The 25,836-nt window shown below is 55.6% G+C and carries 25 protein-coding genes and 1 tRNA gene; 7 read left to right on the top strand and 19 right to left on the bottom strand.

The window, feature by feature from the left end:
• Nucleotides 1-4: 4 nt before the first annotated feature.
• Together IM314_RS07705 and ygjG are read right to left on the bottom strand one after the other, a co-directional pair.
• Entirely contained in the window at nt 5-547 is a 543-nt protein-coding gene (locus IM314_RS07705) for a fimbrial protein BcfA (RefSeq protein WP_041908007.1), read from the bottom strand.
• A 440-nt stretch (nt 548-987) separates the two neighbouring features.
• Nucleotides 988-2,367 (bottom strand): putrescine aminotransferase, encoded by a 1,380-nt coding sequence (gene ygjG, locus IM314_RS07700; protein ID WP_048339182.1) that lies wholly within the window; start codon nt 2,365-2,367, stop codon nt 988-990.
• 435 nt (nt 2,368-2,802) lie between these two features.
• On the opposite strand from ygjG, the gene IM314_RS07695 reads away from it, so the two are divergent.
• Together IM314_RS07695 and IM314_RS07690 are read left to right on the top strand one after the other, a co-directional pair.
• Nucleotides 2,803-4,323 (top strand): PAS domain-containing methyl-accepting chemotaxis protein, encoded by a 1,521-nt coding sequence (locus IM314_RS07695; RefSeq protein WP_060572079.1) that lies wholly within the window; start codon nt 2,803-2,805, stop codon nt 4,321-4,323.
• Between the two features lie 336 nt (nt 4,324-4,659).
• A complete protein-coding gene (locus IM314_RS07690; RefSeq protein ID WP_028014479.1) occupies nt 4,660-6,219 on the top strand; it encodes a methyl-accepting chemotaxis protein in 1,560 nt (519 codons plus the stop codon).
• On the opposite strand, the gene IM314_RS07685 is transcribed toward IM314_RS07690, so the two are convergent.
• Nucleotides 6,216-6,710: a PadR family transcriptional regulator gene (locus IM314_RS07685; protein WP_041908013.1), complete on the bottom strand. Its 495-nt coding sequence runs from the start codon at nt 6,708-6,710 to the stop codon at nt 6,216-6,218. The genes IM314_RS07690 and IM314_RS07685 overlap by 4 nt on opposite strands.
• 147 nt (nt 6,711-6,857) lie before the next feature.
• On the opposite strand from IM314_RS07685, the gene IM314_RS07680 reads away from it, so the two are divergent.
• Nucleotides 6,858-7,622 (top strand): siderophore-interacting protein, encoded by a 765-nt coding sequence (locus IM314_RS07680; protein ID WP_041908015.1) that lies wholly within the window; start codon nt 6,858-6,860, stop codon nt 7,620-7,622.
• On the opposite strand, the gene IM314_RS07675 is transcribed toward IM314_RS07680, so the two are convergent.
• Nucleotides 7,623-8,792, bottom strand: coding sequence for a DNA repair protein (locus tag IM314_RS07675; RefSeq protein WP_193358494.1), 1,170 nt, complete (start codon nt 8,790-8,792; stop codon nt 7,623-7,625).
• A gap of 389 nt (nt 8,793-9,181) precedes the next feature.
• The gene (locus IM314_RS07670) at nt 9,182-9,673 is read right to left on the bottom strand and encodes an Hcp family type VI secretion system effector (protein WP_023294612.1); all 492 of its coding nucleotides are present in this window, start codon (nt 9,671-9,673) and stop codon (nt 9,182-9,184) included.
• Nucleotides 9,674-9,972: 299 nt separating this feature from the next.
• Here IM314_RS07670 and IM314_RS07665 point away from each other — a divergent pair, with 299 nt between their 5' ends.
• A complete protein-coding gene (locus tag IM314_RS07665; protein WP_008503179.1) occupies nt 9,973-10,275 on the top strand; it encodes a polymorphic toxin type 44 domain-containing protein in 303 nt (100 codons plus the stop codon).
• The gene (locus IM314_RS07660; protein ID WP_193358493.1) at nt 10,253-10,726 is read left to right on the top strand and encodes a hypothetical protein; all 474 of its coding nucleotides are present in this window, start codon (nt 10,253-10,255) and stop codon (nt 10,724-10,726) included. The genes IM314_RS07665 and IM314_RS07660 overlap by 23 nt, the downstream gene beginning before the upstream one ends.
• A 798-nt stretch (nt 10,727-11,524) precedes the next feature.
• On the opposite strand, the gene IM314_RS22110 is transcribed toward IM314_RS07660, so the two are convergent.
• Together IM314_RS22110 and IM314_RS07650 are read right to left on the bottom strand one after the other, a co-directional pair.
• Complete coding sequence (locus IM314_RS22110) at nt 11,525-12,328, bottom strand: abortive infection family protein (protein ID WP_370529577.1); 804 nt, start codon at nt 12,326-12,328, stop codon at nt 11,525-11,527.
• A gap of 170 nt (nt 12,329-12,498) precedes the next feature.
• A tRNA-Ile gene (locus IM314_RS07650) sits at nt 12,499-12,574 on the bottom strand.
• 124 nt (nt 12,575-12,698) lie between these two features.
• Here IM314_RS07650 and mug point away from each other — a divergent pair.
• Nucleotides 12,699-13,205: a G/U mismatch-specific DNA glycosylase gene (mug, locus tag IM314_RS07645; RefSeq protein WP_023333460.1), complete on the top strand. Its 507-nt coding sequence runs from the start codon at nt 12,699-12,701 to the stop codon at nt 13,203-13,205.
• Nucleotides 13,206-13,307: 102 nt separating this feature from the next.
• Here mug and rpoD read toward each other — a convergent pair whose 3' ends face one another.
• From rpoD to rpsU, 3 genes are all read right to left on the bottom strand, one after another.
• Nucleotides 13,308-15,152: an RNA polymerase sigma factor RpoD gene (gene rpoD / locus IM314_RS07640; protein ID WP_028014473.1), complete on the bottom strand. Its 1,845-nt coding sequence runs from the start codon at nt 15,150-15,152 to the stop codon at nt 13,308-13,310.
• 153 nt (nt 15,153-15,305) lie between these two features.
• Nucleotides 15,306-17,051, bottom strand: coding sequence for a DNA primase (gene dnaG, locus IM314_RS07635; RefSeq protein WP_028014472.1), 1,746 nt, complete (start codon nt 17,049-17,051; stop codon nt 15,306-15,308).
• 115 nt (nt 17,052-17,166) lie between these two features.
• On the bottom strand, nt 17,167-17,382 hold the full coding sequence (rpsU, locus tag IM314_RS07630; RefSeq protein WP_001144069.1) for a 30S ribosomal protein S21: 216 nt from the start codon (nt 17,380-17,382) through the stop codon (nt 17,167-17,169).
• 236 nt (nt 17,383-17,618) lie between these two features.
• On the opposite strand from rpsU, the gene tsaD reads away from it, so the two are divergent.
• Nucleotides 17,619-18,632 carry a tRNA (adenosine(37)-N6)-threonylcarbamoyltransferase complex transferase subunit TsaD gene (gene tsaD / locus IM314_RS07625; RefSeq protein ID WP_047364618.1) on the top strand — a complete coding sequence of 338 codons (1,014 nt, stop codon included), beginning with the start codon at nt 17,619-17,621 and terminating at the stop codon, nt 18,630-18,632.
• 86 nt (nt 18,633-18,718) lie between these two features.
• Here tsaD and ureG read toward each other — a convergent pair whose 3' ends face one another.
• The 9 genes from ureG to IM314_RS07580 form a co-directional block, all read right to left on the bottom strand.
• On the bottom strand, nt 18,719-19,336 hold the full coding sequence (gene ureG / locus IM314_RS07620; RefSeq protein WP_008503187.1) for an urease accessory protein UreG: 618 nt from the start codon (nt 19,334-19,336) through the stop codon (nt 18,719-18,721).
• A 9-nt stretch (nt 19,337-19,345) separates the two neighbouring features.
• Nucleotides 19,346-20,020, bottom strand: a complete 675-nt coding sequence (locus IM314_RS07615) for an urease accessory protein UreF (RefSeq protein ID WP_193358492.1) — start codon at nt 20,018-20,020, stop codon at nt 19,346-19,348.
• Nucleotides 20,020-20,559, bottom strand: coding sequence for a HupE/UreJ family protein (locus IM314_RS07610; protein ID WP_063943058.1), 540 nt, complete (start codon nt 20,557-20,559; stop codon nt 20,020-20,022). Before IM314_RS07610 ends, IM314_RS07615 begins: the two co-directional genes overlap by 1 nt.
• Before the next feature lie 9 nt (nt 20,560-20,568).
• The gene (gene ureE, locus IM314_RS07605) at nt 20,569-21,027 is read right to left on the bottom strand and encodes an urease accessory protein UreE (protein ID WP_193358507.1); all 459 of its coding nucleotides are present in this window, start codon (nt 21,025-21,027) and stop codon (nt 20,569-20,571) included.
• A gap of 9 nt (nt 21,028-21,036) precedes the next feature.
• Nucleotides 21,037-22,740 carry an urease subunit alpha gene (ureC, locus tag IM314_RS07600; protein WP_193358491.1) on the bottom strand — a complete coding sequence of 568 codons (1,704 nt, stop codon included), beginning with the start codon at nt 22,738-22,740 and terminating at the stop codon, nt 21,037-21,039.
• A complete protein-coding gene (locus IM314_RS07595) occupies nt 22,733-23,047 on the bottom strand; it encodes an urease subunit beta (RefSeq protein ID WP_041908070.1) in 315 nt (104 codons plus the stop codon). The genes ureC and IM314_RS07595 overlap by 8 nt, the downstream gene beginning before the upstream one ends.
• Nucleotides 23,048-23,057: 10 nt before the next feature.
• Nucleotides 23,058-23,360, bottom strand: a complete 303-nt coding sequence (locus IM314_RS07590; RefSeq protein ID WP_003862556.1) for an urease subunit gamma — start codon at nt 23,358-23,360, stop codon at nt 23,058-23,060.
• 10 nt (nt 23,361-23,370) lie between these two features.
• Nucleotides 23,371-24,198: an urease accessory protein UreD gene (locus IM314_RS07585; RefSeq protein ID WP_193358490.1), complete on the bottom strand. Its 828-nt coding sequence runs from the start codon at nt 24,196-24,198 to the stop codon at nt 23,371-23,373.
• Between the two features lie 116 nt (nt 24,199-24,314).
• On the bottom strand, nt 24,315-25,781 hold the full coding sequence (locus tag IM314_RS07580) for an MFS transporter (protein WP_028014461.1): 1,467 nt from the start codon (nt 25,779-25,781) through the stop codon (nt 24,315-24,317).
• Between the last annotated feature and the right edge of the window lie 55 nt (nt 25,782-25,836).

The following is a 25,836-nucleotide window of genomic DNA, read 5'->3' as shown; positions in this document are numbered from 1 at the left end:
CGAATCAGGAGTAAACCATCTGGAATGTTGCCGTGGATGAGACGTTACCGGGTGTTGCGGCTCCCGTCGCGATGTAGTCCACGCTCAGAGGAATGATATTTTCGCCGTTGATGAGTTTTGTGGAGGAGGACGTCTCACCCAGCTTCAGCGTGTTGCCATCTGGGCCAAACAGTTGCAGAGCAACGTTGGTGGCGGCACCTGCGCCTGCGGTATTCGCCAGGGAGCCAACCTGAGCGGCATCCTGTTGGCCGTTAAAGATAACCGCAGCGTTTTGGCTGACGGTCGTGTCGCAATCTTCCAGCACGATGCTGAAATCTTCTTTTTGATTTGCCTGCATACCGGCAGCGGTCAGTTTGACAGTGCGAACCTGGCTCAAAATGACGGTCTGATCGACGGAATCAGCCGCAACGGAACACGCGGCGTTAACCACCTGACCGACGAAGTTCACCGTACCGCCGGAGACGGTTACGGTATCAGCCTGAGCGTTCATCGCCAGGCCGCCCAACAACGCTGTAGTCACAGCCATACCCAACAATTGCTTCTTCATAGAAATCCTTTTAAAACAAAATTAACGTTAATAATATCTGGAATACCAGAAGGGCCTTGCTATACATCCAAAAATATCAACAGTAAAAATATTATATTAGATATTTTGATATCGAAATTTATAATTTATAATTTAATATTTACATGGTAGAAATGTATCGAAGGTAATGCAATCGATTTGTTCGGTGTTTTTTATTAGAACTTCTTAATTTATGATTAAAATAATCTTAATCTATGGGAACCTATTTGCCGGAGTTATATTAATTTATGTGAATATATAATATGTGAAATCGGTGATATCAGTAGCGAGGCATACGAATACCGTTTGAATAACTATTATCAGTCCCTGATTTATTTACGGTTGTGGTAAATGTTGCCGTAATGATTATTTTATTACGTTAAGAAATAACAGGAGCCCCCACTAAATAGGGGGGCTCATTATTACGCCTCTGCCACGCTCACGCGCAGGGCTGCCAGCGCTTTGCGCGCCGCTTTCAGCACCTGCTCACACTGCTCAACGGTGAGCGTCAGCGGTGGCTCAATGCGGATGGTTTTCGAGTTGTTGAGCGTCCCGGCCACCAGCACCCGCTGGCGGAACATCTCGCTCGCGAAGCTGTAGCCGATTTCGTTATCAACAAATTCAATTGCCATCAGCATCCCTTTGCCGCGGGCCTCCTGCACCAGGTCCGGGTATTCCCGGCCCAGCTGGCGGAAGCCGTCCAGCAGCATGTCGCCTTTCTGCTCCGCCTGCGCAGGCAGGTTTTGCTCCAGCAGCACGTTGATGGTCGCCAGCGCCGCCGCGCAGGCCAGCGGGTTACCGCCAAAGGTGGTGGTATGCAGGAACGGGTTGTCGAACAGCACAGAGAAGACCTCTTCCGTCGCCACCGTCGCACCTATTGGCATCACGCCGCCGCCCAACGCTTTCGCCAGGCACAGGATGTCCGGCTGAACGTTCTCATGCTCGCAGGCAAACATCTTGCCCGTGCGCCCCATCCCGGTCTGGACCTCGTCGAAGATCAGCAGCGCGCCAAACTCATCGCACAGCTGTCGCACGGCGGGCAGATAGCCCTGCGGAGGCAGGATGACGCCGCCTTCGCCCTGAATCGGCTCCAGGATCACCGCCGCCACGTCGTCGCCGGTTTTGCGGCATTCACTCAGCACGGTGCGCATGGCGTTAATGTCACCGAACGGCACGTGGCGGAAGCCCGGCAGCAGCGGCATAAACGGTTTGCGGAAGGTGGATTTGGCGGTCGCCGACAGTGCGCCCAGGGATTTCCCGTGGAACGCGCCGCTGGTGGCGATAAAGGTAAATTTCCCGCGCGGCGACTGGTACGCTTTGGCGAGCTTAATCGCCGCTTCGACCGACTCGGTGCCGCTGTTGCTGAAGAAGCTGTATTTCAGCTTGCCGGGCGTTAAGGCCGCCAGCGTTTTCGCGAGCATGGCGCGAAGCGGGTCGAGCAGTTCCTGGCTATGGAGAGGTTGTTTCGCAAGTTGATTCTGTACGGCGGAAACCACTACTGGATTACGGTGCCCCACGTTAAAGATACCGAAACCACCCAGGCAATCTATAAACTCCTGTCCCTGGGTGTCGACAAGCGTGTTGAGACTTCCCGCTTGCCACTCTACGGCTCCGTAATCCCCGCCGGCGGTAACAGATTTGCGATACTCCAGAAAACCAGGATTCACATGCTCTTTAAAGTAATCAATGACCTCTCGGTTAAGTTGTTTCATCTCCTCATGATCGAGCGTTCGCTTCTCAATGAGATTCAGTGCGTGCGCGGTACAGGCAAGAGCCGAGGCGCTGGAAGGTAACCTGTTCAAAATATGCTCCCGGGGATCGCGTATCACATGATACTGAGTTAAGTATTGCAGGGATTACGCCACTTCAGATGACTTAACGAAAATCGGGATAAACGCCAGGTTAAAATTATGTTGCGCAATATTTAATCATGCCGGAGCAATCGAAACGGGATTTAGGGGTACAGGGCAACCCGCATTCTCAGGTGCATAAAAAGGCAATTGCACTAAAGGAGTGCATGGCTTGCGGCTTAAGTGGGCGTTAACAGGTCATGCTTTATAGGTAATTTCTTTGCGAAAGTATTTGGAATCAATGAATTATAAAATCTCACAAAAAGTGCGGTTTAAGTGAAATCTGCGATCTCCATCAAGTTTAACAACTAAAGATAAATTGTTTACCGCCGAAAAAACAATAAACCACAAAATTAACATTCGAATAACCTGCAAGGAATGCCCGTCATGTCTTCTCCTTCCTGTGTCACCCAGAATAATTATCCTCTGGACGATGACACCACCTTAATGTCGACCACCGACGTCCACAGCTATATGACCCATGCGAACGACACCTTTGTGCAGGTGAGCGGCTATCAGCTTGATGAGTTGATGGGCCAGCCGCACAATCTGGTGCGCCATCCCGACATGCCAAAAGCGGCGTTTGCCGATATGTGGTACACCCTGCAGCAGGGTGAGCCGTGGAGTGGCATTGTCAAAAACCGACGTAAGAATGGCGATCATTACTGGGTGCGCGCGAATGCGGTACCGATGGTGCGGAATGGGCAGGTGACGGGGTATATGTCGATCCGCACCAAAGCCACGGAGGAAGAGATCGCTGCCGTAGAGCCGCTCTACCGGGCGCTGAATAACGGGAGCTGTAAAAAACGCATCCAAAAAGGACTGGTGGTGCGTAAGGGCTGGTTGGGTAAACTTCCTTCCATGCCGCTACGCTGGCGCGTACGCAGCGTGATGGCGGTGCTCTTTGCCGCGCTTGCCGCTACCCTGGTGACCACCTCCGCAGGCTGGGTGCCGCTCGCCGCGGCCGCCGTGATAACGCTGCTGGGAACGCTGCTGTTTGAGCAGCAAATTGTCCGCCCGATCGAAAACGTCGCGCATCAGGCGCTGAAGGTGGCGACCGGCGAGCGCAACAGCGTGCAGCATCTGAACCGCAGCGACGAGCTGGGGCTGACCCTGCGCGCGGTAGGACAACTGGGGCTGATGTGCCGCTGGCTCATCAATGACGTCTCAAGCCAGGTGATGAGCGTCCGTGACGGCAGCGACAGGCTGGCGCAGGGGAACGAAGCGCTGAACGATCGTACGCGTCAGACCGTGGCGAACGTTCAGCAGACCGTCGCAACGATGAACCAGATGGCCGCGTCCGTTCAGAGCAACTCAGAAACCGCCGCCGAAGTGGACAAACTCTCCGTCGCCGCGAGCAGCGCGGCGACGAAAGGCGGCAACGCGATGCAGACCGTGGTGAAAACGATGGATGACATCGCCGATAGCACGCAGCGCATCGGCTCGATTACCTCCCTGATTAACGACATCGCTTTCCAGACCAATATCCTGGCGCTGAATGCGGCCGTTGAAGCGGCAAGAGCCGGCGAGCAGGGGAAAGGCTTTGCCGTGGTCGCGGGGGAAGTTCGCCACCTTGCCAGCCGCAGCGCGAATGCGGCTAACGATATCCGCAAGCTGATTGATGCCAGCGCCAGCAGGGTACAGTCCGGCTCCGAGCAGGTGCACGCCGCAGGCCGCACGATGGATGACATTGTCGAGCAGGTGAAAAACGTCACGCAGCTCATCGCGCAGATAAGCCACTCGACGTCCGAACAGGCGACCGGGTTGTCAGAGCTAACCCGCGCGGTGGCGGAACTGGACAGCATTACGCAAAAAAATGCCGACCTGGTCGAGGAGAGCGCGCACATCTCTGCCATGGTGAAACACCGCGCCGGGCGTCTTAAGGATGCGGTGACGGTGCTCCATTGAGCCAGTAATGTTCCGGAAAAGCCGTTTATACCGTAAGGAATAAACGGCTTTTTTATTTTTGATTGTGACTATTAATGTTATTTATTGTTAATGAGATATTAAGTAACTAAAGAAATTGCCTCAGTTATTTATTCCTGCCTAAGTCAGTTTTCCCCGATGCTATTTTGCAAAACCCTGTTCTGGTGGTCTGGTAACGATCGATGGGGCGGAATTAATAGCCTCTACCTATCCATTGTGATGGTTATGAAATAAAAAAACGATCAAAGTCATAAAGTTAGCGGATTCGTTACCGATAACAGCGATCGTCTGAGAAATAATCACATCGATGGAGAAAATATGTTCTTACATGACGTAAAGATCGGCACGAAATTATTTCTGGCGTTTGGATTCTTTATTGTCCTGATGGTGATCAGCGCCAGTATGTCCTTACTGAGCCTGAACCGGGCTAACAACGGGATGCAATCCATCATTACCCATGATTATCCCACCACGGTAAAAGCGAACCAGTTAATCGACAACTTCCAGGAATTTATTAGCACTCAGCAGCTCATGCTGCTGGATGAACAGGGAACGTACACGGCACAGTCGCAGCAGCATCTTAAAGAGATCAGCGAGCATATCACGGTGATTTTGGGCGAGCTGAATACGGTGTTGCAGGACCCGAAATCGCAGCAGGTCCTTGCCGAGATCCGCGACGTTCGTCAGCAGTATCTGGACTCGCGCTATCGCATTTTGCAGGCGGTGCAGAATAATGACCGTGCGGGTGCTATCCAGGAGATGATGACCCATACCCTCACCGTGCAGCAGGCCTATAAAGCTAAAGTGCAGGAGCTGATTGCGATTCAGAACCATGAGATGCAGAGCGCGGGGGCGCAGGTGGAAGGAGACTTCAGGTCCAGCCGACTGCTGCTGATCCTGATCACCCTCTTTAGCGTCGCCGCTGGCAGCCTGATTGGCTGGTTTATCGTGCGCGCTATTACCCGCCCACTCGGCGAGGCGGTGAATTTTGCCAATGCCATTTCAGAGGGCGACCTGACGGGCAGCATCACGCCGCACGGCAAAGACGAAACGGGCCTATTGCTGCACGCGCTGATGGAGATGAAAAACCGCCTGCTGGATATTGTGCAGCAGGTGCAAACAGGCTCGGAGAATATCTCCAGCGCAGCCGCGCAGATTGTCGCCGGTAACCAGGATCTTGCCGCGCGCACCGAGGAGCAGGCAAGTTCCGTTGAACAGACCGCCGCCTCGATGGAGCAGATCACCGCGACGGTGAAAAACACCGCCTCGCACACCGGGGAAGCGACTAATCTCTCGGCAGATGCCGCCACGGTGGTCAAAAACAACGGGGAGATGATGAAGCAGGTGACCAGCAAAATGCGCCTGATTAACGAGACGTCGAACCGGATGTCCGACATTATCGACCTGATCGACGCCATTGCGTTCCAGACCAACATTCTGGCGCTGAACGCGGCGGTGGAAGCGGCGCGTGCGGGCGAGCACGGCCGCGGCTTCGCGGTGGTTGCCGGTGAGGTTCGCCAGCTTGCCCAGAAGAGCGCGTCGTCTGCCAGTGAAATTCGCGAGCTGATCGAGAGTTCCACCAGCCAGACCCAGGACGGGATGAATCTGGTGGAAAAAGCGAGCGCGTTGATCAATGGCATGGTCGGCAACGTGGAGGAGATGGACACGATCCTGCGCGAGATCCGCCAGGCCAGCCACGAGCAGACGGAAGGGATCTCGCAGATCAACAGCGCGATTGGCCTGATTGATGCCACCACCCAGCAGAACTCTGCGCTGGTGGAGGAGTCCGTCGCGGCGGCGGCATCCCTTAACGAGCAGGCGATGCACCTGAAAGAGCTGGTACGCGTATTCCGAGTGAGCGAGCACGCGCCGGCTTAATCCAGCTGGGAGATCTCCAGCGCTGCGCGGTCGATTATGCCGATAATCTGCTTGAGCTGCGCGTCGCTGAGCTCTCCCTGATTTACCTTCAGGTCTAACACCGCTTTAAAGTTATCCAGCGCCCGCTTCATCTGCGGGTTTTTGCGCAGCTCAAAGCCGACGCTGCGCGCCTTAATACGCACCTGGATCTGTTCCAGCTGTTCCCGGTTTTCGTCCAGCCAGCGTTGTCCTTCAGCGGTAATCGCAATCTTCTTACGACCGCTCTCTTCTTCCGTAATAGTGATAAAGGTTTGATCCTGCAGATAATCCAGCGTCGGGTAGATCACACCGGGGCTCGGCGTGTAGTTCCCCTGGGTCAGGTTCTCGATCTCTTTGATCAGCTCATAGCCGTGGCTGGCGCTGCGGGTCAGGATATCCAGAATCACCAGTCGCAGGTCGCCGTGGCCGAAAAAGCGCGGTCGGCGTCCGCCGCCGTCGTGTTCATGTCGCATGTTATGTCTCTTAATTTGATATATCTAAACTATATCTAAGATATATTCAGATGCAATCTAAAAAATCTTGCTTTTTTACTGATTAGTAATCATTATCATTTAAAAATCAATTCCGATATATCGTATTCACCAGAGAAGAGGCTAAAAATGGCATCTACCCGTTACCCACAGCGCGTGCGTAATGACCTGCGCTTTCGCGAGCTGACGGTGCGCCGCGTTGAACGCGTTAGCGCAGGCTTTCAGCGCATTGTTTTAGGCGGCGAGGCGCTGGAGGGCTTTAGCTCCCGCGGCTTCGACGACCACACCAAAGTCTTTTTCCCTGCACCTGGCACCACGTTTGTCCCGCCGAAGGTCACCGATGAAGGCATCGACTGGGGCGACGGCGTACGTCCACAGGCGCGCGACTATACGCCGCTGTACGATGAGGCAAATCATGAGCTGGCGCTCGATTTCTTCATTCATGACGGCGGGATTGCCAGCGGCTGGGCAGTCGAGGCGAAGGTGGGCGACAGGTTGACGATCGGCGGCCCGCGCGGTTCGCTGGTAGTGCCGGAGGATTACGCCTGGCAGTTGTACGTGTGCGACGAGTCCGGCATGCCGGCGCTGCGTCGACGTTTAGAGAGCATTGCTAAACTGCCGGTTTGTCCGGAGATTCACGCGGTGGTGACCGTAGGTGACGAATCTTATAAGGACTATCTGGCGCACCTGAGTGATTTCAACATCACCTGGGTGGTGGGCCACAGCGAGCAGGCAGTGGCTGACCGTCTGGCGGCGCTGGCCGTGCCGGAGGAGGATTACTTTATCTGGCTGACCGGAGAAGGGAAGGTGGTAAAAAGCCTGAGCCGCCAGTTTGAAACCAACGCGATTGACCAGCATCTGGTGCGTGCCAGCGCATACTGGCACGCTAAATAATCAGGCTGCCGAATCCATTTGCGCTTCGTTAACCTGGTGTTCGAGCGAGGCGCATACCTCTTTTAGCGCTTTCTCCTGCTGAGCAAAGTACGCTTCCATATTGCTCAGCGACGAGACCAGCAGCCAGGACTCCTCTTTTTCCAGCTCCGCCAGCTCGTTCACTAAGGTGTCGATTTGCTCGCGGACCTGCGCCATTTTTTTGCGGATACGCTCCAGATCGTTCAGCCTGTCGCTCGCCATCAATGGCTCGAACCCCTGCTGCAGGCGGGCCACCAGCGAGCGAATGGTTTTGACGTCGCCGCGCTGTTTGGCCTGGTTGAGCTGCACCATCATCGCGTTGGCTTCCTCTTTCAGATCGTCTGCGACTAAATCCGGATGGCAGAGCTTGCTCGCCTGCCGCCAGAGGCGCTTGAGTTCGTTCTGATCTTCTTCCGAGAGATGTTTGCCCTTGCGCAGCCGCACTTCGGCATCGTGATGCTGTTCGCGATACTTCTCGTACTCTTCGTTGGCCTCGTCGCGCGCCTGACGCGCGGGCTCTTCTTCGCGCGTTAAGCCGTTTTCCAGCTCCAGCGCTTCAGCCAGCAGGTTGGCAATCAAATTGCTTTGCTGCTCCAGATGCTTGCGCGCCTCGGCGGCCTGAACGGAGTCGGCCGGGAGATCGCGCCAGCGCTGGGTGAGCGTTGCCAGCACCTCTACCGCCTGTGCCATATAGCGCTGGCAGCGACGGTAATCTTCTTCGCGACGACGCGCTTCCGCTTGTTGACGACGCAGGTTTAGCTCTGCCAGCGTTTTACGCAGGGCGAGGATCTGCTGCATCAGCGGGCCCAGACGGGAGAAATAGAGATCGTTGAACTCATCGAGCTGCTGCACCCGGGCGTTGCGGCGATCAATCAGATCGCGCAGACGCTCTTCCAGCGCTTTCAGCTCCAGCTTGCTGGCAGCCACCTGCGGATCGCGCCACTGGGTAACAGCGCGCTGGCCCTGCAGCCAGGCGGTAATTGCCGCCATCGCAGAGGTGTAGTTCTTCTCCTCAAGCGCCACGACGATTGCCTGTAGCTCATCGTCAAACGCTTCATTTTTCAGGCGTGTCAGCTGGCTCTGGATGATGTCGTCATCTTCCAGTTCAATGGCATTTTTAATGATTTCTAGCCGTTTGATCGGTGTGCTCATGATGCCTTTCGCTTTGGCGCTTAAGTATTTGAGTTAAGGTTAGTTGTTGTAAAAGCTACAGGAAATAATACACACGGATGATGATCGGCGCGATGGGGGATTTCTTTAGTTTTTAGGGTTTGTGAGGGTGAGCGGCAGGCCGGGCTATGTGTGATTGATTACGTATGTGCTTGCATAGGGTGCAGCAAAAATCAGAGGCGGTAACTGCCAGAGAATGCTTAACAGCATTAAGCATGATTAAAATACCCCAAACGTGTAAGAAGTGCGGAGAGCCGGCACCGGGTGATCGCGCGAGGTATTGCCATCGAGGGAGGCTATGTGCTGGCAAACCCAAGGTGCGAAAGAATTGGCACTAAAAACAATATAGGGCGGATTAACCGCCCTTTTTTTTACGCTGTTACACGCTCGTTCCACGCGTCTGAATATTGGACGTTCCCATCGCAATACTTCCAGGTGATCCGCTCATAGCGCAGCTGTACGCCCTCATTATGATTATGCATCTGTAAACCTGGCTCTTTGCAGTTATGCATAACGGGGTTAATGCTGACTATCCGGACGTTTTCCAACAGCATGTTGAAATACTCTACCTCTTGCCCCGCATCGTTGATTTTATACCACTTAATTTCCGCGCTTTTCAGCGTCTGCCCGGTAGCTACGGCCTTATAAAGATATGGGCTGGAGCTATCAAACTCCTTTTCTATTACGAGCGGCGCATGTAAGCGTGTACCGGTGATTTTGCCCGTGTTGTTATCGGTAGGAACTAACAGGCCGTGACTAAAAGAAAGCACCTCAATGCTTCCCTCGCGGTTTTGAACATCCACAGATCCATAAATCGGGTTGCCGCCATCGTCTCTAAGCCACAGGTAAGCAGGAATAGCCATTTTTAAAACTCCATTTTATGTAAAGAGAATAAACCCTCATTAACGGCTAAAAACCGATCGCAGGTGATACAAATTGTGTTATAGATTCGTGTTATTTAATCGGGTTACTTATTGATGTTGCAAATAAAATTAATAGATTGATCTCAAACAGTATCGCGCCGTGCTGTTGCTCTTATGTTGCTGGTTTTGCCAGGCAAAAGGGAATAACAATGGCATGTATACCGATTTACCCGCCCCGCGGGCTGGAGATATTGCGCGAACACATCAGGCTTGCGCGGGCGCGTCACGGAGTTCAGGACATGGCCACCCCGCTTACGTATACGTGGTTTTATGAGCGAGTAAGGAACGGCGGGCCGTGGGATTACAAACAACAAAAACGGGCTTACGCTGACTTCGGAAATTTTCATTACGGCGCTGTGGGTTATGCAGCGTGCATCCCTGAAAAGATTTTGCTTATTGCCGCTGGCGCGGCGCAATGGAAGGCCGGCACATCAAGGCCGGAATGGGGCAATTTTACGGGAGCCCCGCCGTTTGGTGATGATCCGATGGACCAATTTTGGATAAAGCAAGGCATTGACTATGTTAAGCAGCACCACTATTAAGGCGTTTAAGGCGTTGCATTGGGTGGCTACATTCACCATGGCTATCGTGATTGCGGGATACTGTTATTTTCAGCATATCCAGCGCTTAACGGTGAGTGACAAACTTTATGAGGTTCGCCAACTCACGCCCCATACGTGGTTATATATAACTGAATATGACGGCTCGAACATGACCACAGGGGAAGTATATCGTTATTTTTTAGCAAGCAAGATTGACGGCGATCCGCTGGCGGCTCTCGAAAAACAACATATCGCCCCAACGCTTACCGCGAACACCGCCCGTGCGAAAGTTGACGGCATAGGCAACAATATCTCATTTACTGTTTATGGCACCGTGTACAGCTTTACAACGTCCGCATTTTTTTATGATGCTGAGGGAATAGCTGCCGCGCCGTCAATCGACTTAACGGCCCGTGGCGAGGGCTGGGGCAAGGGGAAATTTAGTCGATAGATAATTATTTATTTAAAAATCCCCTGCGGTCGTGTCAATGACTCGATGAGCCGCGTGTAAGTTTCACGGCGTACCCGTAGCGGTTCATGGATCAAAAGTACATTGTGATTGCCCGCCGGGTATTACCCATGCAGGTTAATGGCTGGGGCGAGGGGGAGATCCGGTTGATATTGTCAGGGAAGAACTTCCCTGCAAAAATTACAGCCAGAATCCCCCACATACGATCTGCGAATTCGCAGAAAATTACCGTTAAAAAACGAAACCGACACGCGGATCCGTCAAAATTACGAATTCGCAATTTGAAATGTTAAGTTTTGCTAAGGTTCTGGCGCTCGTCACAAATAACAGTTCAAAGCATGAATCTCTAAAATGTGATGATGGACACGCCGGGCGCAGAACATAATATCATTTTAATTGTTGTGGTTTATGCAGTTTGCTCCACTAACTGCAACCGGCGTGAGTGCGCCCCAAACATTACCGCACCCGCCTGCGGTTTTTGGATCATAAAAATTTTTCAGTTTTATTTTTCTTCAAACCAGACCGCCAGACCGCGCCAGTGCTGGCGCCTTTGCGTAAAACCAGAACTGAAAAGAGTGAACAGAATTTCAGTATTTTTCAGTTTAGTGGATCTTAACAGGATCTGATTGTGAGCTTAACATCCAGAAAAATATGAATATTTTTTGATTTTTGTGAGTTGAATGGATCAAGTTATGTTGGTGCGAGGAGGGAAATAGAAAGCCGCGAAACCAAGTAGGGTGCGGGTTTGTGGACAGTAATCTGTTATATAAAAACTGAAATCTATTCTTTCTTTTTCCTCTCGTCCCATGACTCAAGAATATACAAAACAAGCGTATGAGCTGAGTTAATTGCAAGCCTTGCATGGCGAGGCAGAACCTTATAGGACTTTCTTCCTGCGCCGTGTGCTGTGCTGGCATGTGTACGAAAAGCGCCAATACCATCTACTATAGAGAACAATCCTGTGAGGATCCTGCGCAGATCATTATCCTCAATGACTTGTGGATTCATACCTAAACTATCTTTCACTACCTTCCAGACGCTCTGAAGGTCTTGTTTGGCGGGCATTTGTAAACCTTCGTCTGTAATATAAATTTTGCATACAGATTCAAGAATGTTACATGCAGCCGAAACTGATTCTTTTGGCTCTTTTTGAATGTGCTCCAGGGCTCGATTGAATTCCATTTCAATCGCAGGCATGTTTTTACCTACAATTGCCTCTTGCAATGATAGCGATGGCTTCGATCCACCAGAAGCAATAAAGCCGCCTGTCATGTAAGAAAAACCGTATTTAGCCAACATTTTATTTACGTTTTCTTTGAAGGTTGGCTCGTTTTTGTTATCTGCAAGAAAGCTGAACGGCGATGGTGTAGGGTAAGATTCCTCACTCTCCATGTATCCCTCGATCAACTTGCCGAGTACCGATAAAGGGTCTTCGCATACTTTATTAATTCTACGTAACCATTCTAAAGCTTTTACATGCTTTGAACCTTCGGGAGCATCTCCCGGAGCATCGGCATAGAAAAAAAGACTATCTAAACTAGCGTGGGTTTCTACGGATGATATGTGATCGGCTACAACTGACACTAAAGGCTACGGAATTTTTCTTTCCATTTTCCTCTAACTCGTCGTTTGAAATGTTGGTGCGTTGGCTCGCAGTGGCTAAGTCGTGCGACACTTTTGCGACACAACGGAAGAGAACAGCTAGTTTTACAAGGATTTGCGATGGATATATTGCTGATACTAAAGGGAAAATTTGGTGGCCCCTGCTGGACTTGAACCAGCGACCAAGCGATTATGAGTCGCCTGCTCTAACCACTGAGCTAAGGGGCCGTGGCGGTGAATTATAAAGTAACTCCCCGCAGCAATCCAGCCATTCACACCTGCCTGCTGTTTTTATAAACAACGCATTATCAATCCTTTATACTTCCATAACGACGTATCAGTGGGAGTAAAGATGATCAACGACATTCTGGCCCCTGGCCTGCGGGTGGTGTTTTGCGGAATCAACCCGGGAAAGTCCTCGGCGCACACCGGCTTTCACTTCGCCCATCCGGGCAATCGCTTCTGGAAGGTGATCTATCAGGCCGGGTTTACCGACAGGTTACTCAAGCCCGAAGAGGAGCAGCACCTGCTGGACACGCGCTGCGGGATCACCATGTTGGTCGAGCGGCCGACGGTACAGGCAAGCGAGGTCAACTTGCATGAGCTGCGCAGCGGCGGGCGGGAGCTGGTGAAGAAGATTGAAGACTACCAGCCAGCCGCGCTGGCGATCCTCGGTAAGCAGGCCTACGAGCAGGCGTTTAGCCAGCGCGGGGCTAAGTGGGGTAAGCAGAGCATCACCATTGGCGTTACGCAGGTGTGGGTGTTGCCGAATCCTAGCGGGCTCAACAGAGCGACGCTGGACAAGCTGGTGGAGGCCTACAGGGAGCTGGATGAGGCGCTGATGGTGCGGGGGCTTTAGCTTTTTTGCGGCCTGATGCCCTTACCCTGGCCCTCTCCCACGGGGAGAGGGAATAAACAAAAAAAAAGCTCCCGATTGGGAGCTTTTTGCTGTTTATCAGGATTAGTCGTCCAGGAAGCTACGCAGCACTTCAGAGCGGCTTGGATGACGCAGCTTACGCAGCGCCTTCGCTTCGATCTGACGGATACGTTCGCGTGTCACGTCGAACTGTTTACCCACTTCTTCCAGCGTGTGGTCGGTATTCATGTCGATACCGAAACGCATACGCAGCACTTTTGCTTCACGGGCGGTCAGGCCAGCCAGGACGTCGTGCGTTGCGGCACGCAGGCTCTCGGTTGTAGCCGAGTCCAGCGGCAGCTCGAGGGTGGTATCCTCGATAAAATCACCCAGATGCGAATCTTCATCGTCACCGATTGGTGTTTCCATGGAGATTGGCTCTTTGGCGATCTTCAGCACTTTACGGATCTTGTCTTCCGGCATCAGCATGCGTTCAGCCAGCTCTTCCGGCGTCGGCTCGCGGCCCATCTCCTGCAGCATCTGGCGGGAGATACGGTTGAGCTTGTTGATGGTCTCAATCATATGAACCGGAATACGGATGGTGCGTGCCTGGTCCGCGATAGAGCGGGTGATCGCCTGACGGATCCACCATGTCGCGTAAGTAGAGAACTTGTAACCACGACGGTATTCAAACTTATCTACCGCTTTCATCAGACCGATGTTGCCTTCCTGAATCAGATCCAGGAACTGCAGACCGCGGTTGGTGTATTTCTTGGCGATAGAGATAACCAGACGCAAGTTCGCCTCAACCATCTCTTTCTTCGCACGGCGCGCTTTCGCTTCACCGATGGACATACGACGGTTGATGTCTTTGACCTGCTCGATGGTCAGGCCGGTCTCTTCTTCAATTTGCTGCAGCTTCTGCAGACCGCGATAGACATCGTCCTTCACGTCGTGCAGTTTTTCAGACCAAGGCTTGTTCATCGCGATAGCCGCGTTGAACCAGGTTTCGCTGGTTTCGTTGCCGGTGAAGAGGGTGATGAAGTTCTTCTTCGGCATTTTGCACTGCTCAACGCACAGCTTCATGATGATGCGTTCCTGGGTGCGTACGCGATCCATCATCACGCGCATGCTGTTTACCAGGTAGTCGAACTGTTTTGGCACCAGGCGGAACTGTTTGAACACTTCAGACAGCTTCAGGATCTCTTCCTGAGCGGCGGCATGGCTGCGGCCTTTCGCTTTGATGGTGTCACGCGTTACTTCATACTGGGTACGCAGCTCGGCAAACTTCTCGCGCGCCAGTTCCGGGTCGATGCTGTTGTCATCGTCCGCGCTGTCGTCGTCTTCTTCCTCATCTTCATCTTCGTCGTCATCCATCTCTTCCTGAGACAGCTCAGAACCGACGTGAGTGGCGGTAGGCGCCATATCTTCTTCAGCGTTCGGGTCGACAAAACCGGTGATCAGGTCAGACAGGCGCGCTTCTTCCGCTTCAACGCGATCGTACTGCTCCAGCAGATAGGTAATCGCTTCCGGGTATTCGGCAACAGAGCACTGAACCTGGTTGATCCCGTCTTCGATGCGTTTTGCGATGTCAATTTCGCCTTCGCGGGTCAACAGTTCAACGGTACCCATTTCGCGCATGTACATGCGGACCGGGTCAGTGGTACGCCCGATTTCAGATTCCACGCTGGACAGGACCTGTGCAGCAGCTTCTTCCGCATCTTCGTCAGTGTTGTTGGAGGTTTCAGCCAGCAACAGATCATCGGCATCCGGTGCTTCTTCCATCACCTGAATGCCCATGTCATTGATCATTTGGATGATGTCTTCGATCTGGTCTGAATCGACGATATCTTCCGGCAGATGGTCATTGACCTCGGCATAGGTCAGATAGCCTTGCTCCTTACCGCGTTGGACAAGAAGTTTCAGCTGTGACTGCGGGTTTTGCTCCATAAGACGGTATCCACACTTAATTCGTTTGATTGGTGTCGGCGATGGTGCTGCCAACCTTTAAAGCGAGGGCGTACTTATATTTTTGCCGCTGCCTCTCAGTGCGGCTGCCGGGGGCTTCCCGATCGATATTCGGCACTTAAGCCGTTAAATTTTTTATTTCTTCGCCAGTTCCTGGTTAATCATCCAGAGCTCCCGGCGTTCTTCGCTGCTTAAGCCATGGGTGCGCTCGCGAGCTATCAACTCTTCCTGGCGCAACTCAAGCATCGAATCAAACATATGGTTGAGCGAGTCGGTGAACGTTTTTTCTGCAATTTCCTTATCTGCTATATCGTCCCACATCGACAGTTTTTCAAGGGTAGCGGCCTCTTTTGTGCCGCGATAATGCTCTAAAAGTTGTCCGGTGGTCAGACCTGGCTGAGACAAACAAGTGTTGACCAGTTCTGAAAATAAGCCAAGTCCGGGCAACTTTTCGTGGTTCAAACCCGCCAGCGACGGTACTTGCGGAGCAAGTTCGGGGTTTTGCACCAGTAACCCTATCAGTATACGCATGGTTGTGCGTTTTAGCTGAGGCGCGGGGCGAACCGTGCCGTTTTCAGCCTGTTTAGGCATTAAACGTTCAAGCTGGCTGTCATCCAGGATACCGAGCTTGTTGCCTAACTCCTGACGCAGGTAGATGCGCAGCGTTTCGCCGGGCACCTGGCTGATTAACGGCAGCGCCAGGGTACTGAGCTGCGCGCGCCCGTCAGGGGTACTCAAATCCACCTGCGGCATCAGGCTGTTAAACAGAAACGTCGAGAGCGGCTGTGCCTGCTCCATCCGCGCTTCGAATGCCGCTTTGCCCTCTTTACGCACCAGCGTATCCGGGTCTTCACCGTCGGGCAGGAACATAAAGCGTAGCTGACGTCCGTCGGTCATATACGGCAGCGCGGTTTCCAGCGCTCGCCAGGCGGCGTCTCGTCCGGCTCGGTCACCGTCGTAACAGCAGATGACGTTGTTGGTCACCCTGAACAGCAGTTGAATATGATCGGCAGTGGTGGACGTACCTAACGACGCAACCGCGTAGTTAATGTCGTACTGCGCCAGCGCAACGACGTCCATATAGCCTTCGACGACCAACAGACGCGGAGGTTCCGCATTGTCCTGCTGCGCCTCATAAAGACCGTACAACTGGCGGCCCTTATGGAAAATATCGGTTTCCGGAGAGTTGAGGTATTTCGGCAGGGCATCACCCAGCACGCGACCACCAAAACCAATTACCCGGCCACGCTTGTCGCGGATCGGGAACATCACCCGTTCACGGAAGCGGTCGTAGCTTCGTCCCTGGTCGTTAGTGACCAGCATGCCTGCGTCGATGAGGGATTTACGATCTTCGCTATTGCCGCCAAAACGCTTTAACACGTTGTCCCAGCCGGGCGGGGCGTAACCAATAGCGAAACGCGCAATCACATCGTCGCTCAGTCCGCGCTTGTTCAGATACTGACGCGCAGGCTCAGCCGCAGAGTGCTTAAGAGACTGTTGGTAAAACGAATTCAGGCCATCCATCAGTTGATACAGCGTTTGCCGCTGATGGCGCTCGATCTGACTTGGCCCACTGCCTGCTTCATACGGCACTTCAAGATTATGCATCGCCGCCAGTTCTTCGACGGTTTCAACGAACTCGAGCTTGTCGTAGTTCATTAAAAAATCGACGGCATTACCGTGTGCGCCACAGCCGAAGCAATGGTAAAACTGCTTTTCACCGTTTACGGTGAAGGAGGGGGTTTTTTCGTTATGGAACGGACAGCACGCATGGTAGTTCTTGCCCTGCTTTTTCAGCTTTACCCGCGCGTCGATGAGATCGACGATGTCGGTTCTGGCGAGCAGGTCATTGATGAAAACGCGTGGGATTCTTCCGGCCATATGCCCCAAAAATTTAAGCGACTTATAAACGAAAACAAGCCGCGCATTCCTTCCGGAAGCACGGCCTTACGACTACTACTCTGTCTGTCAATTGAGGGCGTTGGCCCTCAACAGATTAGTACAGACGAGTACGGCGTGCGTTTTCGCGAGCCAGTTTCTTCGCGTGACGTTTCACAGCGGAAGCTTTAGCGCGCTTACGTTCGGTCGTTGGTTTTTCATAAAACTCACGACGACGAACTTCAGCCAGAACACCTGCTTTCTCGCATGAACGTTTGAAGCGACGCAGTGCTACGTCGAACGGCTCGTTTTCACGTACTTTAATTACCGGCATGTAACTCTCACCTTTAATAAATTCGGTTTGCCGCTGGCATCAACGCCAGCTTATTTCAAAATGGTGCGGAATTTTACTGCAAATGCTGCTGCTTTGTAAAGCACCGATGCGATTTTGAAAGGGACTTTAATAAGGGTGAGGAGTATACACGAGCCTTCTTCCTGGGGCGAACAAAGTTTTACATCAACCCGCCCAGGCTCTACACTGCGCGGTATTGAAACGAGGTAAAACAAGTCATGCGTGTACTGGGTATTGAAACATCCTGCGATGAAACCGGCATCGCCATTTACGACGACGAAAAAGGGCTTCTGGCCAACCAGCTGTATAGTCAGGTGAAATTGCACGCTGACTACGGCGGCGTCGTACCTGAACTGGCCTCTCGTGACCACGTGCGTAAAACGGTTCCCCTGATTCAGGCGGCGCTGAAAGAGGCCGGATTAAGCTCAACCGATATTGACGCCGTAGCCTATACCGCAGGGCCGGGTCTGGTCGGTGCGCTGCTGGTCGGCGCGACGGTTGGCCGTTCGCTGGCCTTCGCGTGGGACGTTCCCGCCATTCCGGTTCACCACATGGAAGGGCATCTTCTGGCGCCGATGCTGGAAGAGAATCCGCCCGAGTTCCCGTTCGTGGCGCTGCTGGTCTCCGGTGGGCATACCCAGCTGATTAGCGTAACGGGTATTGGCAAGTACGAGCTGCTGGGCGAGTCGATCGACGACGCCGCCGGCGAAGCGTTCGACAAAACCGCCAAGCTGCTGGGTCTGGATTACCCAGGCGGCCCGATGCTGTCAAAAATGGCGTCGCAGGGAACGGAAGGGCGCTTCGTCTTCCCGCGTCCGATGACTGACCGTCCGGGGCTGGATTTCAGCTTCTCCGGGCTGAAAACCTTCGCGGCGAATACTATCCGCAATAACGACAACGACGAGCAGACCCGCGCCGATATCGCCCGCGCGTTTGAAGACGCGGTGGTGGATACGCTGATGATCAAGTGCAAGCGCGCGCTGGATCAGACCGGGTTTAAGCGCCTGGTGATGGCGGGCGGCGTCAGCGCCAACCGCACGCTGCGCGCGAAGCTTGCGGAGATGATGCAAAAGCGTCGTGGGGAAGTGTTCTACGCGCGTCCGGAATTCTGTACCGATAACGGGGCGATGATCGCTTACGCCGGGATGGTGCGCCTGAATGCGGGGGCAACGTCCGACCTGAGCGTGTCCGTGCGTCCGCGCTGGCCGCTGGCGGAACTGCCTGAGGCGTGAGTTTTTTGCCCGGTGGCGCTGCGCTTACCGGGCCTACAAAACCGTAGGCCGGGTCAGGCGAAGCCGCCACCCGGCAACAAACCGCACTACACCCGCAGCATCCCTTTCTCTTCCAGAAACGCAATAATCGTCCCCAGACCGTCACCCGCCTTCAGGTTGGTAAACGTCCACGGGCGCTCGCCGCGCATGCGGTTGGTATCGCGCTCCATTACCTCCAGCGACGCCCCGACGTAGGGCGCAAGATCGGTTTTGTTGATCACCAGAAAATCGGATTTGGTGATCCCCGGTCCGCCCTTGCGCGGGATTTTTTCCCCTTCGGCCACGTCGATCACGTAGATGGTCAGGTCCGCCAGCTCCGGGCTGAAGGTCGCGCTCAGGTTGTCGCCGCCGCTTTCCACGAAGATCAGATCCAGATTACCGAACTTCTCGCTGAGTGCTTCTACCGCCGCGAGGTTCATTGAGGCATCTTCGCGGATGGCGGTATGCGGGCAGCCGCCGGTCTCTACCCCCACGATGCGCTCTGGCGCAAGTGCGCCCGCCTCGGTGAGGATGCGCTGATCCTCTTTGGTGTAGATATCATTGGTCACCACCGCCAGATGGTACGTGTCGCGCATCGCCTTGCAGAGCGCTTCCAGCAGCGCGGTTTTGCCCGATCCTACCGGACCGCCCACGCCCACGCGCAGGGGATGTTTGTAATCAGCCATGTTGACTCCTCAGGAACGGAATAGTCGTGAATATTGTGTTTCGTGGCGCGCGGAGGCGATGGCCGACAGTGGCGTAGCTGCCCCCAGCGCGTCGTCGCCACGTAAAAATGCCTGTTCAAACCCGGCGGCAAAATGGTCGCTCAGCTCGATAATCAGCTGCTGTGCGGCCTGCTGCCCGAACGGCACCAGCTTGACGCCCGCCATCACCGCACTCTCAATCCAGCTGTAGCCGAGGCTCAGCGCCAGCTCGCGCGCGCCAATGCCCCAGCGCACGCCGAGCCACGCCATGCCGCAGAGCTGGCTCTGCGCAAACAGCGGCAGCCACTCTGCCGGGCAGTTCGGCTCCCAGCTTTTAATCAGGCGCGTAAAGGCCGCCCCACGGTTGCGCTCCTCTTCGCGCAGCTCGCGCGTTTCCCGGCAGGCGAGCAGATATGCCGTCCAGCGTTTTGCTGCCGCGATGTCCTGCTGTTCGCAGGCCCGGAACAGCCGGATAAACATCGGCAGATCGATGCAGAAAAAGCTCTGCTCCATCTGCTGGATCTGCCAGCGTCTGAAGGCGTCGGTGCTCGTAACCCAGCCCGCCTCTACGGCCCACTCCAGCCCCTGCGACCAGGTAAACGACCCGACCGGCAGGCTGCTGCTGGAGAGCTGCATCAGGCGCAGCCGCTGGCGGGCGTGCTCCATCAGCTCATCAGCGCCAGCAGGGCGGAGACGATCAGCCCGCCGCCGAAGGTTTTACGCAGCCCATCGTGACGGCGCAGCAGCAAGCCTGCGGCGAAGCTGGCGCCCAGCACCGTCGCGCTGGCCAGCATAAAACCGCTGGTGAACAGCCAGAAGCTGTGGCCAGACATCTCCACGCCGTGCGCCCAGCCGTGGAACATCGCCAGGGCAGGCACCGCCAGCAGCAGGCGGTTTTCGGTTTTAAACATCATCACGCCGCAGACCGCCAGCGAGGCGATAATCAGCATCTCCATGCCGCTGAAGCCGCCGAGCAGGCTGCCCGCAATGGCACCAACAAGCATCATGCCGAGGGTGGCAAACGGCAGCAGGAGCTTGCGGCCGCTCAGGGCAGACAGCACGCCAGCCCCGGTCAGCATCAGCAGGTGATCCAGCCCGGTCAGCGGATGGAGAAAACCGGCCTGAAAGCTGTCGGCGCCGTGGCCGGGATGCGCGAGCGCGGGAACGGAAAAAGCTAGCAGTAACAGCGGTAAATACTTACGCATGATTGATCCTTAATGTGAATGAGCGTGAGAGTGACTGTGGGTATCGCTGGTGTAAGCGCCCGCTTCCGGTTCAAACGGCAGGCTGGCGAAGGTTACCTCCAGCCCGAACTGGCGCAGCATGTCGTCGAGAACGTGATCGTGGTGATAACGCAGCTCGCCGGGCATGACCTGCAGCGGCACGTGGCGGTTGCCCAGGTGGTAGCAGGCGCGGGCGAGCAGGAACGGATCGGCGCAGCGCACCACGGAAACCGACTCCGGAGCGGCGATCACTTCGATCACCTCGCTGCCGTCTTCGTTACTGAGCAGATCGCCCCCGCGCAGCAGCAGGCCGCGCGGCAGCAGCAGTCCGGCTTCGCGCCCGTCGTTAAGCGCCACGCGAGCGCGGCTTTTCACCCGCACGTCAATCGGCAGCGTGACGCTGGCGGTAGTCGGATGCGCGTGGTCCAGACGTTGTGTTAAGTAGATCATCATCACTCCTCAAAACAGGAAATAGCGTTGCGCCATCGGCAGAACGTCGGCCGGTTCGCTGGTAATCAGTTCACCGTCGACGCGCACCTCGTAGGTTTGCGAATCGACGGTGATGTTCGGTTGCAGAGCGTTGTGGATCATGTCGGCCTTTTTCACCGTCCGGCAGCCTTTTACCACCGCCGTGGCGCTCTGCAGGCTGAGCTGCTGCGGGATGCCGTTCGCGTGGGCCGCCTGAGAAACAAACGTCAGCCGCGTGGCGCGACGTGCGGCGCCCAGCGCGCCAAACATCGGGCGGTAATGCACTGGCTGCGGCGTGGGGATCGAGGCGTTGATGTCGCCCATCGGCGCGCAGGCGATCATCCCGCCCTTGACGATGGTGGCGGGTTTTACGCCAAAGAAGGCGGGGGACCAGACCACCAGATCCGCCAGCTTGCCCGCCTCAATCGAACCGACTTCATGGGCGATGCCATGGGTCAGCGCCGGGTTAATGGTGTATTTGGCGACATAGCGCTTCACCCGGAAGTTGTCGTTATCGCCCGTCTCTTCCGGCAGCGCGCCGCGCTGGACCTTCATGCGGTGCGCCACCTGCCAGGTGCGGATAATCACTTCCCCGACTCGGCCCATGGCCTGCGAATCTGACGAGGTGAGCGAGAACGCGCCGATATCGTGCAGCACGTCTTCCGCGGCGATGGTCTCACGGCGAATGCGAGATTCGGCAAACGCCACGTCCTCGGCGATATCCGGGTCAAGGTGATGGCAAACCATCAGCATGTCGAGGTGCTCGTCGATGGTGTTCACCGTGTAGGGCAAGGTAGGATTGGTGGAAGAGGGCAGAATATTCGGGTGCGCGCAGGCGGTGATGATATCCGGCGCGTGGCCGCCGCCCGCGCCTTCGGTGTGGAAGGTGTGGATGGTGCGCCCGCCGATGGCCGCCAGCGTGTCCTCGACAAACCCGGACTCGTTCAGCGTGTCGCTGTGCAGCGCCACCTGAATATCCATCTCTTCGGCCACCTCCAGCGAGCAGTTGATGGCCGCTGGCGTCGCGCCCCAGTCTTCGTGGATCTTAAGCCCGATGGCACCCGCCGCGATCTGCTCGCGCAGCGCGTCCGGGTTTGAGCCGTTCCCTTTGCCCAGCAGGCCAATATTCACCGGCAGCGTATCGGCGGCCTGCAACATGCGGGCGATATACCACGGCCCCGGCGTGCAGGTGGTGGCGTTTGTACCTGCCGCGGGGCCTGTGCCGCCGCCGATCATGGTGGTGACGCCAGAGACCAGCGCCTCTTCCGCCTGCTGCGGACAGATCCAGTGGATGTGGGTGTCGATCCCGCCTGCGGTGACGATCTTCCCTTCGGCGGCAATCACTTCCGTCGCGGCGCCGATCGGGATCGTCACGCCGGGCTGAATGTCCGGGTTCCCGGCTTTGCCGACGGCGAAGATCCGCCCGTTCTTCACGCCGATATCGGCCTTCACGATCCCCCAGTGGTCGACGATCAGCGCGTTGGTGAGAACCAGATCCACGCAGCCGTCAGCGGTCATCTGCCCCTGGCCCATGCCGTCGCGGATCACCTTCCCGCCGCCGAACTTGACCTCTTCGCCGTAGATCGTGAGATCGTCTTCCACTTCGATCCACAGCTCGCTGTCCGCCAGCCGCACCTTATCCCCGGTGGTGGGGCCGAACATGTCGGCATACGCCTGACGTGAAATTTCAGCCATGTTTCACCTCGCCCATGACCTCGCCGCGAAAGCCAAAAATGCGCTGCGCGCCTGTCACCAGCACCAGCGTCACCTCTCGCTTCTGGCCTGGCTCGAAGCGCACGGCGGTGCCCGCCGGAATGTTCAGCCGGTAGCCTCTGGTGGCTTCGCGATCAAACTTCAGCGCCGGGTTGACCTCGTAAAAGTGATAGTGCGATCCGACCTGGATCGGCCTGTCGCCGTGATTTTCAACAACAACACTTTGGGCTTCACGCCCGACGTTGATCGCAATAGTGCCGGGCTGGATCTGGTATTCACCTGGGATCATCACGTGCTCCTTACACGATCGGGTTGTGGACGGTGACGAGCTTGGAGCCGTCCGGGAAGGTGGCTTCCACCTGAATATCCGGGATCATCTCCGGCACGCCCTCCATCACCTGATCGCGCGTCAGGACGTGGCGGCCCGCCTCCATCAGCGAGGCGACGGTTTCGCCATCGCGCGCGCCTTCCATGATAAAGGCGCTGATCAGCGCGACCGATTCCGGGTAGTTGAGCTTTACCCCGCGCGCAAGGCGGCGTTCGGCAACCAGCGCGGCGGTAAACAGCAACAGCTTGTCTTTTTCTCTGGGGGTCAGTTCCATAACGTTTCTCTTATGTCTGCCAGATGCGCGGCGAACAGGCGGTTTTGGTAGTAAGAAGCGGGCGAAGCGACTGCCAGATGTCGCGCATCGCCCGCTGGCAAATCAGGTTGTCGTGGGAGAGAAAACGCACCGACAGCAGAGCGTCGGTGAGCGTTGCCCCCGCAAAACGGCCCAGAGGCGCGAGCAGCGCGCGCACCGTGTCGAGATGTTCTTCCCGGGCCGGATAGAACAGCAGGGTGCCGATCCACGGGTGTCCGGCAACGGGCGTGAGATCGCCGTCGCCGAGGTGCTGGCGCTCTATCAGGCGCGGTTCGTCATCCACCCACACCTCAAGGCGGCTCTCCAGCGTGCCGTGGCTGAAGGTCTCACCGATTACCGGGCGGCCCAGGCAGTACAGCTCCCACGCCAGCAGCGTGCTGGAGGCCTTCAGGTGGAAGACGGAGCGCAGCGCGGCATTCGCACCGGGGAAGATAATGGTGTCCTGCGGCAGCCACTCCAGCGTGGCCTCTTCGTCGAGGTAAAAGTGCTGACTGAGGCAGGCCAGCGGGCCGCTGCTGCGATAGAACTTGCTGGCGCCGGGCATGGTAATGAGGGCATGGCTTTTGGCGTCGAGCCGCACGGAAATATCCAGCGTATCTCCGCCGACAATTCCGCCTGGCGGGTGCAGCAGGTAAAGGTGGCAGGTTTCACCTTCGGGATAAAACGGACGCTGAACGGTGAGCGGTCCGATGTGACGCGCGGAATGGAGGAGGGTTTTCTCAGGGGTATGACAAAACTGGAGGGCAAGCGAGGCCTGCCAGCCTTTGTACAGATTATCAGTGACCTGAGCTGCTAACATGGTGCTTCCATTTCCACACTATCGGGGTACGTTTCAGTATGCCCTGGCGGAAATGAAGGCTGTCATATGAGTCGCTTATGGATAAAAAACCGGCTCATGTGAGCCGGTTTGCGAGACTAGCGGTAATCTTCTGCATCCACATCATACCCGGACGGCTCCCAGCGGATCGCCAGCAATGACGCCAGACCGATAAACGGCGCCAGCGCAATCACCCAGAACACGGCGGTGTCGAGAGACGCGACCAGCAGCGGGAACAGGAACAGCGACAGCGTGGAGCTGCTGCGCATCAGCGTCTGGTTGAGACCCACGCCCACGCCGCGCAGCGAGGTCGGGTAGCTCAGCGAGGCGAACGTCATGGTATGCGCGCCCGGGCCAAATCCCTGACCGAACAGAAAAAGCGCAAGCATCGCCACGGCAAGCACCCCTTCAGAAGCACCGTCCGGTCGACCAATCAGCGCCAGCCCCAGCAGCGCCACAAGCTGACAGGCGTAACCCGCCAGCGACATCCGCCACGCGCCGAAGCGCGGCACGTAGCGCACCGCCAGTAATCCGCCGATAAACGCAAAAAGCAGGTTCAGCGCCAGCGAGATCACAATAGTGGTCAGCATAGACTGCACGAAGAAGCTTGAAATAATCACCGGCAGGCCAAAGGCCACGGCGTTATAGGCGAACGAGGAGACGACGGACAGCAGCGTGGCGAGCGTGGTACGCCGCAGATAGATGCCGCGGAACAGGTTCAGATAGTTCGACCATTTGGCTTTATTCACGACAGGCGCAGGCTGGGTGAGCGCATCCTGCGGGACGTGGGCGTTAATATTGTACGACTGCCGTAAAATGGACGCCGCCTCTTTCAGGTTGCCCTGATTCGCCGCCCAGACCGGCGATTCGCTCATATAGCGGCTGCGGATGGCGATAATCACCAGCGCGGGTACTGCACCAAAGCCGAGAATCAAACGCCAGAGCCAGTCGCTGTGGCTTTCCGGCAGCACGGCGTAGAAAAAGAGAACCAGAAGGTAAGAGATGCTGATCGCCGCATACCAGGTGGGGCACCACATCGCGACGCTGGACGCTTTGTTTCCCGGACCTTTCAGTCTGGCGAACTCGCTGAGAAACGCCATCGCTACGGGAAGGTCGATCCCCACGCCGAGCCCCATCACAAAGCGCGCGCCCGCCAGCACATATTCATTCGGGGCCAGCGCGCAGGCGATAGCGGCGACGACAAAGAATACCATGTCGGCCATAAAGACGCGGTAGCGCCCGATTTTATCCGTGAGGTAACCGCCGAGCAGCGCCCCGACAATGGCACCAAAGGTAATTGCCGAGGCCACCATGCCGGTACCGGCGGGCGTCAGGTTAAATTCGCGGGTAATGTCTTTGATGCCAAAGGCCAGTGCACCCAGATCGTAGGCATCGAGGAAAATTCCCCCGAGTGCGATACCCACCACGATTCGGGCGTTAGCCCGGCCCTGTGAGCCGTCATTAACGAGACGTGAAACGTCCGATGCACTGCGCACCCACTGAATGTCGCCATCAGGGGGAATTCCTGCCGTTGAAAGGGGAGTTGTGTCTGTGATTTCTGCCATTTTCTTTTTGTGTAGTGGTGTTGTGTATCTAACAGTTACCACAGGCAGAAGGTGA

It is taken from the genome of Enterobacter cloacae complex sp. P42RS (genome assembly GCF_014930595.1).
Taxonomy (GTDB): Bacteria; Pseudomonadota; Gammaproteobacteria; order Enterobacterales; family Enterobacteriaceae; genus Enterobacter; species Enterobacter bugandensis.
The sequence above is the reverse complement of the archived record's forward strand: the minus strand, read 5'-3'. Positions and strand labels throughout refer to the sequence as shown.